The organism is Rhodospira trueperi (assembly GCF_900101965.1).
Lineage (GTDB): Bacteria > Pseudomonadota > Alphaproteobacteria > Rhodospirillales > Rhodospirillaceae > Rhodospira > Rhodospira trueperi.
Genome location: NZ_FNAP01000001.1, coordinates 693,413 through 709,574, shown reverse-complemented (window position 1 = coordinate 709,574; position 16,162 = coordinate 693,413). Strand labels below are relative to the sequence as shown.

13 protein-coding genes are annotated in these 16,162 nt (G+C 71.2%); all 13 read right to left on the bottom strand.

Annotated elements, in window-relative coordinates; all coding sequences use genetic code 11:
• Positions 1 to 138: 138 nt before the first annotated feature.
• Genes BLS85_RS03215 through BLS85_RS03155 form a run of 13 tightly spaced genes read right to left on the bottom strand, consistent with a single transcriptional unit; the run spans position 139 to position 16,052 of the window.
• The gene (locus BLS85_RS03215) at positions 139 to 3,882 is read right to left on the bottom strand and encodes a hypothetical protein (RefSeq protein ID WP_092781920.1); all 3,744 of its coding nucleotides are present in this window, start codon (positions 3,880 to 3,882) and stop codon (positions 139 to 141) included.
• A gap of 24 nt (positions 3,883 to 3,906) precedes the next feature.
• Positions 3,907 to 5,151, bottom strand: coding sequence for a hypothetical protein (locus tag BLS85_RS03210; protein WP_218128256.1), 1,245 nt, complete (start codon positions 5,149 to 5,151; stop codon positions 3,907 to 3,909).
• 16 nt (positions 5,152 to 5,167) lie between these two features.
• Positions 5,168 to 6,925: a hypothetical protein gene (locus BLS85_RS03205; protein WP_092781917.1), complete on the bottom strand. Its 1,758-nt coding sequence runs from the start codon at positions 6,923 to 6,925 to the stop codon at positions 5,168 to 5,170.
• A gap of 16 nt (positions 6,926 to 6,941) precedes the next feature.
• Complete coding sequence (locus tag BLS85_RS03200) at positions 6,942 to 7,481, bottom strand: PASTA domain-containing protein (RefSeq protein ID WP_092781914.1); 540 nt, start codon at positions 7,479 to 7,481, stop codon at positions 6,942 to 6,944.
• Between the two features lie 30 nt (positions 7,482 to 7,511).
• A complete protein-coding gene (locus BLS85_RS03195) occupies positions 7,512 to 8,222 on the bottom strand; it encodes a carboxypeptidase-like regulatory domain-containing protein (protein ID WP_092781911.1) in 711 nt (236 codons plus the stop codon).
• A 36-nt stretch (positions 8,223 to 8,258) separates the two neighbouring features.
• Positions 8,259 to 9,836, bottom strand: a complete 1,578-nt coding sequence (locus BLS85_RS03190; RefSeq protein ID WP_092781908.1) for a hypothetical protein — start codon at positions 9,834 to 9,836, stop codon at positions 8,259 to 8,261.
• Positions 9,833 to 11,659 (bottom strand): baseplate J/gp47 family protein, encoded by a 1,827-nt coding sequence (locus tag BLS85_RS03185; protein ID WP_092781905.1) that lies wholly within the window; start codon positions 11,657 to 11,659, stop codon positions 9,833 to 9,835. Before BLS85_RS03185 ends, BLS85_RS03190 begins: the two co-directional genes overlap by 4 nt.
• Entirely contained in the window at positions 11,660 to 12,121 is a 462-nt protein-coding gene (locus BLS85_RS18995) for a GPW/gp25 family protein (protein WP_092781902.1), read from the bottom strand.
• Between the two features lies 1 nt (position 12,122).
• Positions 12,123 to 12,458 carry a hypothetical protein gene (locus BLS85_RS03175; RefSeq protein WP_092781899.1) on the bottom strand — a complete coding sequence of 112 codons (336 nt, stop codon included), beginning with the start codon at positions 12,456 to 12,458 and terminating at the stop codon, positions 12,123 to 12,125.
• Between the two features lie 15 nt (positions 12,459 to 12,473).
• On the bottom strand, positions 12,474 to 13,142 hold the full coding sequence (locus BLS85_RS03170; protein WP_092781896.1) for a phage baseplate assembly protein V: 669 nt from the start codon (positions 13,140 to 13,142) through the stop codon (positions 12,474 to 12,476).
• Positions 13,139 to 14,200 (bottom strand): hypothetical protein, encoded by a 1,062-nt coding sequence (locus BLS85_RS03165; protein WP_092781893.1) that lies wholly within the window; start codon positions 14,198 to 14,200, stop codon positions 13,139 to 13,141. Before BLS85_RS03165 ends, BLS85_RS03170 begins: the two co-directional genes overlap by 4 nt.
• Positions 14,197 to 15,564 (bottom strand): hypothetical protein, encoded by a 1,368-nt coding sequence (locus tag BLS85_RS03160; RefSeq protein ID WP_092781890.1) that lies wholly within the window; start codon positions 15,562 to 15,564, stop codon positions 14,197 to 14,199. Before BLS85_RS03160 ends, BLS85_RS03165 begins: the two co-directional genes overlap by 4 nt.
• Positions 15,561 to 16,052: a hypothetical protein gene (locus BLS85_RS03155; protein WP_092781887.1), complete on the bottom strand. Its 492-nt coding sequence runs from the start codon at positions 16,050 to 16,052 to the stop codon at positions 15,561 to 15,563. Before BLS85_RS03155 ends, BLS85_RS03160 begins: the two co-directional genes overlap by 4 nt.
• Between the last annotated feature and the right edge of the window lie 110 nt (positions 16,053 to 16,162).

Below are 16,162 nucleotides of genomic sequence, written 5' to 3'. Positions count from 1 at the left end.
AAGGACAGCCGCCGCCAAGCCACGGGGTGGCGGGTGCCCTTCGGTCACCCGCCCTACACTTGATCGTCGACGCACCGAACCAATCATCCGGTTTCCGTATGAGACAACGTGACGCGAACGGCGTCCCTTTCCAAGAGCCTACCCGGTCACCCGAACGGCCAGCAGGGTGGCGCTGCCACCGCCGTGCCATCCGCTGTGGCGGCCGAACAGGCGCCAGAACGACGCCAGATCAGTCACCCCGGAGACATCCGGCATGGCCTCCAGGATGCGGGCGCCGTCCTCGGTTCTCGCCTCGACCAAGGCCATGAGGGTCAGGGCGCGGTAACCCGGCCCCGGCACCATGGTCCCGGCGTCGTTCAGCGCGAACCCGGCCGGGGTGAAACGCCGTTCGCCCGCCGGAACGGCGAAGGTCTCCCGCCCCAGGTCGGTCCAGTCCGCCGCCACGGCGAATCCGGGGTAGGGCGCGGCGAAAAGCTGCACCTCGACCTCGATGTCCGCCTGCCGCCGGTTGCCCACCGCGACATAGACGTGCCGGCCGCCCGTCGCGGGCAGCGTCGGATCGTCCGGCGGTAGGCCGGCCAGGGCCGCCTCCGGATCGCCCAGCGGGCCGTCGGCGATGCGGATGGCGGTGCTGCGTCCGCCCCAGGCCAGAAGGCGCAGGTCGGCGTCGTCCAGGCCGTCGGGCACCGCCAGCGCCGTGTCGGTGCCCACCACGCGCAATGCGACACGCCGTTCCGTGCGCGACAGCGCGGACGGATCGGCCCGCGCATCCACCACCAGGCCAGGGCCGTCGGCGGTCAGGTCGTCATCCGGATGGGTGATGACCGCCAGCAGCGCGGCATGCTGGCCGAGCGTGCCGGGCGGCGTCCAGGGCAGGCCGACGACACGCGGGGTGCTCGGATCCACGCCGTCCACCGTCGCTTGACCCGCCAGTTGCCAGACCGATCCGTCCGGCGGCGGCGCCGGGAAGGTGTCCCAGAAGCCGGCGTCGAGATCGGGCGCCTGCGGGTCTTGCCCCGGGGCGGGTGGCTCCGCGTTGGCGAAATACAGCCGCAGGTCGATGCCGTCCACGGTGGAGAAGCCGGCGGTATGGATCTGCACGAAGATCCGGTTCCGCCGGCCGACGTTCAGGATCCCGCTGCGGAAGCGCTCGTCGAACTCGGCGCCGTCGAAGCTGTCGCCGAAGTCGAAGTTGTCGGCGCTGTCGACGCGCAGGTCGAACGCGCGGTGCCAGTGCAGGTCCTCCGTGGCGTCGGTGGTGACCATGCGGATGCGCGGGTCGACGGTCACGGCGGCCTGTGTGTTCTGATACGTCGTCCCGTCGTCGATGACGGTGGAGCGCATGAACAGCCGCACGGAAGGGGTTCCGTCCAGCGCACACTCGTAGAGGCCCCGGCCGTAGGTGGCGCACAGCAACAGATGCCGCGCCACCGAGCCATCCTCGGCCAGAACCGGCACGAAATGGAGGTCCTGCACCGTAACGAGCGGCATGCCGGTGTTGAGGTGGCGCCACGTCCCCTTCGGGACGGGGGCCGACAGGTCCACGTCGCGGGCCACGAACACCCCGGCCCCGGTGCCGACGTACAGCGTCTGCGGTTGGCTCAGGTCGTTCGGGCTGTTTGGGTCGAAGCGCACCGTGGTCACCGGGGTCTCGGGCAGATTGTCGGGCGCCGTGCCGCTGCGCGCGATCTCGTGCCATGTCGCCCCGGAGTCCGGGGTGACGTAGACCTGATCGGCGTCGCGCGACAGGGCGACCGCCGCCACCTCGGCCCGGGTCGGGTGCCCGCTGACGTCGGCCACGTAGCTCATCTGGCTGTTGTCCACGCGCAGCCACGACGCGCCGCCGTCCGTGGTCCGGAACAGGCGGGCGTCGTCGGCGCTGCCCTCGGTGCCAATCCACCAGTGGGTATCGGGGCTGGCGGGGGAATAGGCGATGGCGGTGACGTCGTTCCCGCCCAGGTTGGCCGGGTTGTTGGCGCCGGCCCCCGTCAGGCGATTGAACCGGATGCCGTCCGTCGAGCGGTAGGCGGCGCCCGCGCGCGCCACCAGGAAGTCCGGCGTGGTCGTCGGGTGGTGGATAACGCGGCCGCCGAACACGCCGCTGTGGCGGAAGCCGCGATTGCGGTTGGTCTGGTTGGCGACGGTGATGCGGAACGGGCCGTCGTGCTCGGTCGGGCCGAGCCCGGCCACGTCCGGCAGGGAGTTGCGGTATTCCAGCCGGGGCCGGTTCGGCAGCGGCAGGGGCCGCGTCTCCGGCCGCACGTCCACCAGACTAAACACATCGCCGACGTTACCCTGCCAGCTCAGAAGGATGCGCTGGATGTCGCCATGATAGAAGGCCGAGCCGCCGCCGTCGCCGCCGCCCATGTGATGCCAGGAGGGGCCGCCGAAGCCCATCCAGGTGCCGTTGTCCTGGAACCCGGCGGAGCGGATGAACGGAAAGTCGGGATGCACCTGGATGTCGTAGTACTGCGTCGCCAGGATGCCGTGGCTGCGCTTGCGCCAGTTGGCGCCGTCGGTCTGGCCTTGGCTGACGCCGCCGTCGTTGCCGACCCAGATCTCGCGCGGATTGCCCGCGTCCGCCCCGGTGAAGGCGGTTGAATCGTTGTACTGCGAGCGTTCGAACAGCACCTCGTGCTGGTCGGCGTGCTGGGCGCGGTCCCCCAGGTCATACTGCTCCCAGTCCATGATTTTCGCCCAGGATCCGCCGCCGTTGTGGCTGGCGTACAGGTCCACCGAGCCGGCCACCACCACATCCGGATCGCGCGGGCAGACCTCCAGCACGAAGGCATGAAAGGACTGGTCGCCGTCCCGATGCACGCCTGTCCGGCGCCGGTTCGCTGGCGTCGGGTTCCAGGTGGCGCCGCTGTCATCCGACCGAAAGACGCGGGACGCCAGCACACCGCGCCGGAAAAAGCTGAACACGCAGTACAGGCGATCCGGCTGCGAGGCGCACAGGGCGAACAGGATGCGATCCGGATCCGTGGCATGATCAAAGGGATTGAAGACCTGGTTCCAGGTGTTGCCGCCGACCGGGTCATAGGTCTGGGTCGCCCAGTCGAAAATCGCGCGGTAGACCCCGTCGTCCTTGACCGCTGCGTAGACCGTGTACTTCGCGGGCCGCGTCGCCGCGTTAAGGCCGCCGAAGTCAATGGCCACGTCGGTGATCTCGAACCCGGCCCAGTTGTTGGTGTCGGCGATCGCCTGCACCTGCGGCGGGTCGTTCGCACTGACGCCGGGTTCCGTGCGGAACAGCCCGTCCTCGGAGGCGCACCACGCCCGGCGTGGCTCCCAGGGATCGACCAGGACCTTTGAGAAGCGGCGGAAGGCGTTACCGCCGTGGGTCTCGTCCACGAGGCGCCGGAAGGTGTCGCCGCCGTCGTCGGTGTAGAACAGGCCGATGCCGGTCAGGGTCGGGTTGTCGATCAGGGCACCGGTGGCGACGTAGAGATGCTGCGGCGAGCGCTCACACAGCCCGAGCGCGCCGACGGGCACCGCCACCTCCTTGTTGGCGCGGACAAGCCCGGTCAGCGGCGTCCAGGTGTCGCCCCGGTTGGTGGTCTTCCACACGCCGCCCTGGCTGCTGCCGGCGTAGAAGGTGTCGGGATGGGCCGGGTCCTGGACCATGGCGCGGATTCGCCCGCCGACGTTGCGCGGCCCGCGCGGCGCCCAGGTCAGCGCCGCCGACTGGGCGTCGGCGAAGGCCGGATCGGCCGCCCGGTCGTAGGCGCCCGTGGCGACCAAATCGAGGTCCAGGTCGGTCAGGGCGCGCCGCTCGGCCTCCGTCCGGGCGCGTTCGTCGTCGGGTTTGAGCGCCCAGATCCGGCTGTCGTCCTGCTCTTCGGTCCCCTCGTCCAGGGCGATGTCGTCTTCGTCGGACATGGCGGGCCTCTCCTGTCCGGGCCGTCAGCGGGCGGTCACGATCATCCAGGTCTCGAGGACACCACCCGGTAGGTGAGGCGTCTTGATCCCCAGGGCGGCGTCCAGTGCGGCGGAGAACACGCGCTCCTGCTCATCGAACAGAGCGCCGACGTGCAGGCGGATGGTCAGCCGCGCCCCCTGTCGCACCATGGCGTCCAGACGGTCCCGGTTGATCTCGGGCTTCCAGAACACCTCCCGGCCGTCCATCCGCGTGGTTCCGGGGAGGGCGTGGAGCGGCTGAGGGTCCTGCGCGCCGGTGCCGGCAATCCAGACCTCGACGATTTGCGGTTGGCTTTCGGCGATGCGTGGGTGCGGTGGCTCGGACAGGGCGAAGCGGATATGCGCGAGCTGCCGGGCGGCCTCCTGGGCATTCAGGGAAGCGCCGTGCTTCCAGCCGATCCGGGCAACGAACGGCCAGTCGCCGGCCATCCCCTCGCCGGGCTCGCCCCGGGGGCCGCGCGGTCCCCGGGCGCCGTCGGCGCCGGGCGGGCCGTCCTCCCCTCTGGGACCGGCGGGGCCGGGCGGTCCAGGAGGGCCATGCTCGCCCTGCGGGCCGGTGGGGCCTTGTTCGCCCTGGGGGCCGGGCGGTCCCGGAGGGCCATGCTCGCCCTGCGGGCCGGTGGGGCCTTGTTCGCCCTGGGGACCGGGCGGCCCCGGCGGTCCATGCTCGCCGCGCGGGCCGCGTGGTCCCTGGGCGCCCTGGATTTCGGCGCCGTCGAAGCGCCAGTGCCCGAGCGCATCCTGGACGTGGGCGCCGGAATGCGCATGCCCGCCCATGGCCACGAACAGGGCGTCCGGCTGCGCCAGCGCGCTCTCGGCATCGATGGTGGCGATCACCAGGGCGTCCGCGCCGACGTCGCTTCCGTCGTCGGGCTCCAGCGTCACGTTGGTCGTCAGCGTCACCAGCGTCTGCACATCGCCCACCCGTAGCGCCGCGACATCCCCGTTGGCGGCCCGCATGACCAGCCGCAGCGGGCGTTCCGGCGGCAGGGTGTGGGACTGTGCGCTGTTCACGAACAGCCGCACGCCGGAGGCCGCGAAGGCCGCGCCCGGCGTCAGGTGCAGTGCGTCGCCCTCCAGTGTCGCCCGCAGGCCCCAGGCGACGCGGCCCAAACCGACCGTCATGCGCAGGTCCAGCACCGCCTCGCGCAGCCGGTCCTGCATGTGCTGGAGGTGGTCGCCCGTCACCCGCAGGCCGTCGACGAAGGTGGTGCGCGCATCCTGGGCCATGGCTCGCCCGTCCTTTCTATGAATCGGAAACGACGTCGATGTCGGTCAGGGTCAGGGTCATCGGGGTCAGGGCCACCAGATCAAGCGCCGGCCCGCCTGCCACCGCCGCGCCGCTGAGTATCACCCGCGTGCCCTTCTTGGTCGGCAGCACCGTGGCGGCGGCCGGCCAGCCGATGGCCAGCGGATCGAGGGGCGCTTCGGCCGGGGCGGTGCCGATCATGCGGATCCGTGCCCGCAGGCCGGCATAGCCCTCCCGGTCGAACAGGGCCGGCAACGCCTGGAACGGGCCGGTGGCGGGGCCGACCCGCACCCGCCCGGCCTCCGTGGCCGCCGTGGTGTCGGTCATCGCCAGCGTCGCCGCGCCCCGGCTGCACAGGATGGCGGCCCACAGCGGGCGATCCGGGGGCAGCGGGACCGGCTCCGGAAAGGTCAGCGACAGCCATGCCCATGCCTGCGCGCCGGCCTCCAGGCTTGCCGGATCGGTTGCCGGGGCCTCCAGCGGTGCGGTGGGCACGGAGATCATGGACTCCGAAACCCGCTCCTCCGCATCCACACGCGAGTCCCACAGCAGGGCACGGATTTCGGCGCCCTCAGGGCCGCCGGTGGCGGCCACGCTCAGCGCCTCAAAGTGCTCAAGTCCGGAGGTCACCGGCAGCCGCACCAGAACGGCATGATCCGGATCCAGCGTCAGGGCAACCTTGTCGCTGGCCTCCGGCCCCACGGGGGGAAGTGTGCGCGGTGGCCTTGGCGATGCGCTGGCGGTGAAGCGGATCTCACTGACCGTGGCATCGGTGGGCAGGTCGGGTCCGGTCAGGGCCTGGACCACCCGGCCCGCGTTCGAGAACGATACCACCTCCCCCGATTGCCCGGCCAGCGTGCATCGGCGGATGCGCCGCGTTTCCGACTCAAGGGCCGAGATGGCCAGGGCCCCCGGCGATGAACTGGTCAGGACCAGCACCAGCGTCACGGGGTCCGCCGACCTTGGATTGCCCAGGCGGGCGCCGAGCGCCGCCGTCAGATCCACGCGCCGCTTGCCCTCGCTGTTCCATCCGGTGGTGGTGATCTCCTCATCCGGTCCCGGCGTCACGATGCCCTGCTCGCGCCAGACGATGCCGCTGCCCTCGATGGCAAGTTGAAGGTTGGCGGGCGCATCCGGCAGGGCCAGAACGGCGCGGTCCATCAGGTTCTGACCGTCATCGCCGCCGGAGTAGGTGATTTCCAGACGCTCGGTGCGCACTTCGGCCGGCAGGACGATGGTCGAGCCGTAATCGGACTCCTCAAGCGGATCGGGCAGGGGGGAGGGAAAGGCGGGCAACGGACCGAAGCCCGTTCCCGTCCATGTCCGCACCTGATGGATCCCGAAGGACTCCGGTACCGCGATCGCGGTCACCGTGCGCGGCACGCCCAGATCGACGATTAGGGCACCGTCGGCGAGGTCCTCGTACCCGGGCGGCGGCGGTCCCAACCGAAGCTGCGCCACGGCGCGTGCCGCCGTCAGGGCGGAGGATCGAGCCGTCACCACAACCGAGGCCCGATCCACCAGGGCGTTGGCCGGCAGGGTGAGGTCCCGCCGTGCCTCCATGCGTCCCTGAGCGACCACGATGTCGAGGAGATCGAGGTCATGATTCAACTCGAGATCCTTGACGGCGTCGCGCAGGTCGTCGGCCGTCACGCCGCCGTTGAACTGAAGCGCCCTGAGCCCACCCGTCCGTTCGGCCGTGACGCCGTCGGTTGCGGTGGGTTTGTCGGGGCTGGAGTCGACAAAGACGGGCATCGGTCCACACCTCGTTTCAACCGAAGGCCAGGGCCGTCTTCATGGTCCGGAAGGCGGAGTCGGAGTTGAGGTCCGGTTTCGTCTCGTCGATCTCGATGTCACGTTCCTCCAGGGCTCGATGGAACGCCTTCTGTTCGATTTCAGGCATCTCCTCGAAGCTGTCGTACTTGGCGACGCGTTCGCGCATGGCGCGGTCGGCCAGATGGGCCTTGACGATGTCTTCCATCGTCGTGGTTTCCTTGGCGATGCCGCGATGCGATCCGGGGATGAGTTTGCCCGGGATGGACTGGCGCGGGGCGAGGAACAGGTCCACCTCCGTGCCGCGCGGCACCTTGGTGCCGGCCTTGACCGACTGACTGACCACGCGAGGCGCTTCGTCGGGCTTGATGAGGTCCTCCAGAACGAAGCGGTCCAGTGCGGCGTCGTCCAGCTTGACCGGAGGCACATTCAGGCCCTCGCGCACGATTTTGGCGCTGGCCGCCTTTTCGCTCAGGTCGACAAGCTGCACATCGGCGGATTTTCTGAACGTGCCGGAGGAAAAACGAGTGGTGGGCATGGCGATCATCCTTCGTTACGCGGTCCGCCGTCAGCGTTTGGTCGTGACCTTGCCGAGTACGAGACCCAGGTCGTCGAGCACCTGTCGCGCCTCGTCGAGGGTGAGGCCGGTCAGCGACGGCACCTCGACCGAGGGTTCGACCTTCACCGAGGCGGCGACGACGAGCTGGGCGCCGGTCTTGGAGGACACCGGCTCGCCGGCGGCCGGGAGTTGCATGAGCACCGGCGTGTCCCGGTAATCCGGATCGGGGTTGGCCGGCGCCACCTCCCGCCCGGTGGCGTCGATGACGCGGGAGACCGCGATCCCCTCTTCCTTCAACAGCTCCAGCGCCACCGCCAACGCCTCGCCGAACACCGAGGGCATGCGTGGTTGGGTGCGCTCCAGGGCCAACTCAACCGTGGTGGCGGAAGGGGCGGTCACCGTGGTCGTGGCGGTGCCGAAGCCCGGCGCGCTGGCGCGGATGGTATAGGGACCGGGCGTCAGGTTGGTCAGGATGAACGGCCCCTTCGGCTTGATGGGCCGGGCCGCCTCCACGGCGCCGCCGTCCGCGCCGAGCGCGGTGACGCGGGCCTGTGCCGGATCGACATCGGCGTTGGCGATCATGACCTCCAGCACGGAGCCGGACAGGCCCTGCACGGTCGAGATCAGATCGGCCGTGGCTCGCACGATGTCGTTCCAGGCCTGGGCGGTCAGCGGCTCGCCCGGGGCCACCTCGCGCGCGATGAAGTCTTCCAATGCCATTGCCCTGCCTCGCTCCTGGTCGCCGAATGCCTGTCCTCAGTCCGTGTCGGAGCTGTCCCACAGCACCGTGCCGCCCTGCAACGCGGCGACGGGATTGACCGCCGCCCCGTCGCTCAACACCGCCTCGCCGACCACGAAGCGGCCGTCGAGGAACCTCACCTCCACCACGATCCCCGCCGCCCGGAAGCGGTCGAGCGCGCGCGCCACATGCCGCAGCACCGCCGCGCCGTCGTTCTCGGCGTCGAGCGCCCGGAACCGGGCCGGAATCACCACCCGCACGGTGTACGCCCGCCGTTCCAACCACGAGAACCGGATGGCCGCGAAATCAGGGCGTTTGCCGTCGTCCAGGCCGCCGAACACGGTGTGATCGAAGGTGCCCGAAAACACGGTCGGCACGACCGCGACCGACGTCGCCTCCGCGTCGCGGCGGCTGGCGAAATGGGCCAGTCCGCTGAAAGCCGCGTAGCGCGTCACGCCGACACCGATGCCGGGGGCGGTGATCGGGTGACCGGCGTGGGGATAGGAAAAGCCCCGTCCTCCTGCGCCGGCCGGTTCGAACGTCGCGAACGCGCAGTCGCCCGCGTCGAAGCGGAAATCGCGGTCGTGCGGCTTTTCGGCGTCCGCGAACACCGCACCCCGGAACGAAAACGCGGCGGCGGTCGCATCGGCGCCGTCAAGGCGCGCGCGTCCGTCCTCATTGAACTCCAGTACGCTGTTGTTCGGCACCTGCCCCATGAAGCCGATCCCCCGGCCCTCGTCGCGATTGACGATGATGGGCCGATGCGTGCGCTCGTCCACGCCCACGATCCGGATCGCCAGCCGCTCCCGCCCGAACCCGCGTCGTTTGACCTCGAAAACCTCGCCGTGATGCCGGCGGGTCTCATCGGTCTGGTCGCGCCAGGGCGGGTTCTCGATCAGGCCGACCACCTCCTCGGCGGCGGGCAGGGGACCGTCCGGGCCGGTCAGGCGCAATCGGTCAGTGGCGACGGCGGCGTGCAGATAGCGGTCCACGCTGTGTTGGATCGGGCCGACGTCCAGGTCGAGGGCGTTGGCCGCGCCTTCGATCAGGGCGGCGACGGTGCCGTTGCCGCGGGCGTGCCGGCGGCAGATGCCCAGCACCCGGGCGCGCGTCAACGCGACTCGGGAGGCCCGGCGCACCGCGCGATGGGCCGCCGCCGACAGACGGTCGAGCGCGGTTTCGCCGTCCGGACCGTCCAGCGCGTCGGCGTCCAGGCCGTCGTCCAGGAAGGCGGCGAGGCGGGGAGGCTCCCCACCGAGTCCAAAGGTGTCGAGCAGCCGTTCCGCCGCCGCCAGCCGGTCGGGCAGGGGGGCCGTTCCGTCCACAACCTTCAACTCCGCCCGTGCCTGGGTCATGCGCAGCGCCAGCACCTCCATCTCGGCGGCCGTGATCCGGTGCAGCGCTCCCAGCCGCATCACGTCGGTCAGTTCGTCCGCCTCGCCAATGCGATGAGCGCGGCGGATGGCGGCCATCTCCGACGCCGCCACGTCCATGTCTCGCGCCTGGGCGGCGGCGATCACGCCGAGCAGCTTGCCCGGCTGGCCGGCCTCCAGATGCGCCGGGAAGCGCGACAGGATGACGTCGGCGCGGCTCATGCTCCGGTCTCCGTGTTGAGCAGCGAAACCCCGCGCACCCAGAGCTGTTCCAGCCCGCCCAGCGGCAGGGTGACGTCCTGGGCCTGCACCCGCACCCCGGCGTCCTGGTAGGTGACCTGATAGTGCAGATCGCCCACCTCGTAGGTGTCGCTCTCCGATAGCAGGCCGCGCAGCGCGGCGACGGTCAACTCCGGCCCAGACAGGGTCGCGACACCCGCGCGCAGTTCGGCTTCGACCGCCGCCCGCGCGCTTTCCCGCGCCGGATCCGGCTGGTCGAGCAAGGCCACGCCCTTCAGTGTGATCGAGACAGACACGTCGATCAGGATCAGCGAGGCGCCCACCTGCACGGCCACGGTCCCGGCCCGGGGCCGCGCGCCCGGCTTGGCGGGCAGGATGTTCTTCTGTCGGCTGCCGCTGGTGTCCCCGGGCAGGCTCATTTCCAGCGACACGTCGAGCATGCCCTCCAGCGCCATCAGGCGGGCGACGAGACGGTTGAAGATCAGGGCCTCGCCCAGCCCCGCCTCGGCGATGAAGGCGTGAATTTCCGCCTCGCCGGCGGCGCGCAGGGCGGCGCGTTCATCGGCGGCGAGGTCCAGCCGCGCCGGGATCAGGGTGGCGGAGACATCCACATCGACGAACAGATCCTGACCGCCCGCCATGGTGACCGGATCGCCCTCCTCGTCCACGCGCGGGTTGCCCGTGGGCGCGGTCTCCCCCGCCGGCAGCGGTGCGTCCAGGTTTGCGAGCACGCGGATTCCGGCCGGGCGGCTTTCGTCCAGCAGGTCGGCGACGCGGGCGACGGTTTCGGCGCGTTGGGCCTCGTTCAGGTCCTCGCCGATGGCCACATCGACCTCGATGACTCCCGGCCGGGCGATGGGGTCCTCGGCGACGCGCACGTCCTTTTCGCGCACGCCCGCCACCCGGGTCAGGGCGCCGACGATGGCGCCCTGGGTGGCCTTGCCGGCGCTCTGCAGGGCGCGGGAGGCGCGGGCGCGCAACTCGGCGTCGCTCTCACGGCTGCCGACCAGGGCGGTCGGCCTGGGGTTGCCAACGGTGTCGATCCCCAGGATCGGGCGGTGAAGGATGCCGATGGCGCCGGCCGGCACGATCCCCGCCGGCCCGTCGGCCAGCGCCGTCACGGGCACGTCAACCGACAACTCGCCCCGGCGCAGGGTGCGGGCCTCCGTCACCTCGAAGATGACCTCCGGCGCGTCCACCGTGGACAGCCGCAGCCCGGCGGCGATGGAAATGTCGCCCGGCGCCGGGGTGGCGCGCGAGAACACCACCAGTCCGGCGGCCGCGCTGGCGCCGCGCCGGGTCACGCCCACCAGGGCGCAGACCTGATCCAGGTCGCGACCCTCGGCGGTTTCCAGGAAGGCCGCGCGGTAGACCGCCTCCAACTGGCCCGACAGGACCGCGTGCTCGCGCGCCATGCTTTCCGCTAGCAGGCGGGTCACACTGCCCGGGTTGCGGTCGGTCAGAAGCGGCGTGGACTGGAACAGGCCGCGATGCTCGAAATTGACATAGAAGCGCGTGCCCGGGTCGGGCCAGACCGCCGTGTCCCGCCGGCCGCCGCCCGGCCCGGTCAGCCAGACGACGCGGGTCTTGTCCACCGTGAAGTCCCGGGTGCGCTGGAACACCTTGTGCGCGCCGCCGGCGATGCCGTGGATGCGCACCGTCTTCGCCAGTACCTCGGCCGGCGCGTTCAACTCGAACGGCTCGTTCTCCGGCAGGAAGCGGAACACCTGCCGGATCGACCCGCCAGTGAAGGCCGTCAGCAGGTCATCGACGAACAGGCCGTAGGGTTCGGCGACATAGGTCATCTAGGACGCCTCCAGCGAGAACGGGACCACAAGGTTGGCCGGCGCCTGCACGCCGATCAGCTTCAGCGCCAGCACGATGCGCACCACCTCGCGCGGCGGCGCGTGCGCGGCGGTGACATCGCAGCGGATCACCTTTTCAATGCGCGGTTCGCGCTTCAGGGCCTGCAGCACGTACAGCTTGATGAGGTTGCGCGTGCGCTCGACGTTGGGCTGGCCCATCAACTCGTGATGCCGCGAGCCGTAGTCCGGATGGCCCAGCGGCGCCAGTTCGCCCATGCGGGTTTTCAGCCGGTTGGCGACCGCCTGGACGGCGGCGTCCACCTCCGACGCCACCGCCAGATCCGTCAGGTGGCCCGGTCCCTCCGAACGCGTGGCGGGCACGAGGTCGGCGTCCTCGTAGAAGCCGCCGTGGCGGTAGTCCAGCATCAGGTCGCGGCCCCAGAGAGCCCGGTTCGCGGTCATCTCACGGTGCTCCCTGATCGGTGATCCAAGGCGCGGCCGGCGGCCCCAGAATGGTCATGATGCCGCTTCCGGAGGGGATCATGTCGCCCATGCGGACCAGGGCCTTGCCCTCGACAGTGACGACGGTCGAGCCGCCGGCCGAGCCGATGGGCAGCGGATAGGGCGCGCCGCTGACGGAATTCACCATCTGGCACAGGCTTCCCGTGGTGGCGAGCGGCATGCCGCCGGCCGAGATGAACGGCGGCAGCACCGTCATGATGACGCCGGAGTCCGGCGGACCGGCGGCCCCGGGGCTGACGGTCACGGCACATCCGACGGAAACGGGCGGTCCGGGCATCGCGCGTTCGCCTCCTCATGCCATCTTGAAGCTGGTGGTGCCGGCCAGGGTCAGGAGCGAGCCCTTGACCTGGGTTTCGGTCTGGCCCTCGACGGTCACCGTCATGCCCTTCAGGGTCAGGTCGGTGGCGGCCTGAAGGGTCAGGGCGGCGTCGCTGGCGACCTCGATCCCGGCGGCGGACTTGATGGTGATCGAACCGGCGGCCTCGATGACGATGTCGCCGTCCTGCTGGACCTCGACGCGGGTTCCGCCCGCCTCGATGGTCGTGCCCTGGTCGCCGACGGTGACCGAGCCGCCGCCGGGCGTGGCGATGTGGAAGCGCTTGACCGCGTCGTCCGGGTCGTCCGGCGGGACGAAGGCGGTGTCCAGCTTCTCGGCGGGGGGCGGATTGCGCTCGCTGTCGTAGACCGATCCGACCACGACGGGCCGGTTGCGGTCGCCGTCGATGAACACCACCACCACCCGGTCCCCGACCCGGGGCAGCATGGAAAAGCCGATCCGGGGCACGGCGACCGGCACATGGGGCAGTTCGGCGCCGGAGGTCACGAGGCGGACACTGACCTGATGGTTGCCGCCGCCGTCCCCGCCGGGATGGGCGTCGGTCACCTCCGCCAGTTCGGCGACCCGATTGTTGGCCAACTCGTCGCGCACGATCTGGCGCAGGATGTCCACAAGCTGGCTCATGGCAGCCCTCCGGCGAGTCCGGCCGCGCCGCCCTCCATATCACCGGGCGCCGTGGACCCGCCCAACTCCAGCGTGGTGACGAACCCGGCCTCGCGGTTCAGGGAATGGGTCAGGCCGGTGATCCGGTAGGGTGGCTTGGACGACGACCCTCCCAGCACCCCCGACAGGGCCTCGGTCGCCGCATCGAGCAGACTGCCGCCGCCGCTCTCAGCCAGCACCAGATCCAGCGTATCCCCGATGCGCAGGTCCGGCCGTCCCCACACCCGCGCCCGCGCGCGCACCGCGGCATTGGCGGCGCGCGCCGCCGCCGCCGCCGTGGCCGCTTCCGCCGCGTCGGTGTTGGCGAACGCGCCCAACACCCGGGACTCGCCGGTCTCCGCTCCCTTCACGGCGGGATCCAGCCAGTGCCACTTGTCCGCGCCGGCCCGGCTGCCGGCGCCATGAACGGCGTAGGTTTCCGCCTCGGGCGGAACGGCCGACAGGGTTTCCCAGCCCAGCAGGTCGATGCCCCGGTGCAGGGTGTGGCCCTCGCCAGCCCCGTAGGGCGCGAACACCAGCGCGCCGTCGGCGGTGCAGTGCAGATCCGCCCCGGCGAGCGCGGCCAGTTCCCGCAGGTGACTCCACACGCTGCGGCGGCCCTCCACGGCATACAAGGACAGTTCAATCTCGCTTTCGGCGGCCGAAACCGGCACGTCCCCGGCCAGTCCGTGGACGATGTCGGCGATGGTCTGGTTGACGAACGAGCGGTTCAGGCGGGACACGAGCAGGGGCGCAGGGGCTTCTCGCGCCTCAATGACGACCGCGCGGGGACCTTTGCGGACGCTCTCGATCACGCCGGAAAAGACGGGCGTCGGATCGTCCGCCGCGCCGATGGACAGCGCGATCTCGTCGCCCGGCGCGGCATTCTCGAATGCGGTTCGTGGCCACAGGCTGAGATGCGCCGACCCCACCGTGCCCGTCGCCAGATCGACGGACAGCGCGGCCAATCCGGCCTCGGCGGCGGAGAGGTCGCGCCCGGAAACCTCGATGCGCGCGTCAGGCTTCAGGACCCAGCTCATAGGTCACCTCCGATGCCTTGGGCGCGGGCCTCCCGCCGCAGCAGGTCGGTCAGCCGCTCGGCCAACCGGACATCGTCGTCGCGGTCGAGGGGGCCGGGCGGAGCCGACGGCGCGGGTGACGCTGCCAACGGCGTGTCAGGGTAGGCTTGGTGCGGGCGAGTCCGATCCGACCGCGCCGACGAGGCGGTTTGGTCGCCGCGCGCGGCACCGTTTGCGGCCACCTCCGGAACCGCAGCGGCGACCGGCGCCGCACCGGCCCGCTCGGCCAGGCGGCGCAGGCCGGACGGCGCGCCGTCGACCAGGATCGGCGCGGCTTTGGGTGCGGGCGTGGGTGAGGGCGTCGGCGCGGGCGGTGTGTGTTCGGCCACCGGCTGCCTTGCTGCAAGGGACGTTTGTGCGTGGGATGTCGAGGGACCCGCCGGACGGGAGGCCGCGCCACGCTCCAGGCGTTCCAGCGCCCGCGCGATCCGGGTCTCGGCCGTCGCGAACGGCCCGGCGCCGGGGTCGTCGCGGGGCTCCGTCGCCTCTCCCAGGGGAACGCGGGACATGACGGGCTGTTCGGGGGCGGACACATCCGGTGCGGCGCGCGCGATTTCGGCGGCGACGGCGCGCGGATCGCCCGACAACAGCGCCCGGCGCAGGGCCATCGGCAGACCGGTGTCCGGCTGAACGGGTGCCGTTTTGGTGGAAAAGGCCGGGGCGGCGGGCAGCGCGGGGGACGCCGGAGCCGATGGGCCGTCTGCGGGGCTAACCGTTCTTGCCGCGCCGGCTCCGCGCGAGGCGGGCGCGGCTCTGCGGTGCGCGTGTCCGGGCCGTGTCGGATCGGTCTCGGCCTGGAGGAGGGGGGCGGATCGAACGCGCGGGCTGTCCTGAGCGGTATTGGGTGAGACTCCGTCACCGGACGCCGGTACGACCGCCGCCCTTTCTGGGCGCTCAGTTCGATTGATGGGCGCTTTCCTGTCACCAAAGGACGACTCTCGCTTCGCCGCGCGCATGCTCTCGGCTCCGGCGGGTGGCGGCGTCGCGACACCGAACACCGACGCGGCCGACGGGGGCATTGCGGCCGGATCGCGGTGCGGAGTGGCCTTCCCGGTCTCTTTCGGCTGGGGCCTGGGACCCTCCGTCGCCCGCCTGGTGTCCCCGCCGGTGCCGGGCCCGTTCGCCAGTCGGGCGAGGGCGGCGGCGAGCCTGTCGTCGGCCGTCTCGGGGTCCACCAGATCGGCGAACCGGTCGGCGTCGAGCAACAGCGGATCATCAAGGTCCGCCGTCAAGGCATCCATCGCCGCGCCCGCCGTGCGCAGGTCGGCCCCGGCGCGGATCAGCGCATTGGCGCCCCGGTCAAGGGGAGAGCGCGCGCCGGTCATGGCAGACCCTCCGGCGTTTCGCCCCGGCCCAGCATCTCCAGGTACAGCAGCACCTGCCCCAGGGTCAGGCCGGCGCACTCCTCCGGTGTCCAGCCGAACTCGCGCGACAACGTGAAACAGGCGCGGGCCAGCGGGGCGCGGACGGTGGCTTCCAGGTCGTCCTCGCCCATGGCCAACCCGCTGATACGGTTGACCTCGCCGACCAGGAACCGCACCAGACCGGCCGGCAGGGCCGAGACCTGATCCACCGTCAGGGCGGGCTCGACCAGGGCCTGCTGGACCATCAGCACGCTGGTGAGAACCTTCTGCTCCTTGGCCGCCGCCGTGATCCGCTGCACGTCCCGCACGGTCAGGGGACGCAGGTCCACCGTCCCGGCGGCCGCGTTCGCGTTCGCGTCCGCGTCCGGCAGCAGGGCCGCCGGAACCTCGATGCGGTGGGTGCGGCCGGCCCCGGCCAGCAGATCAGCGGCGGTCAGGACGTGGTTCATGAAAAGGGGTCCCTGTTTGAGAATGTTTGATTCACGTCACGTCGTCATTGCGAGCCCTCGTCATCAGACGACGGCGAAGCCATCCAGGGCGGAGGACGGTGAGCCTAGCC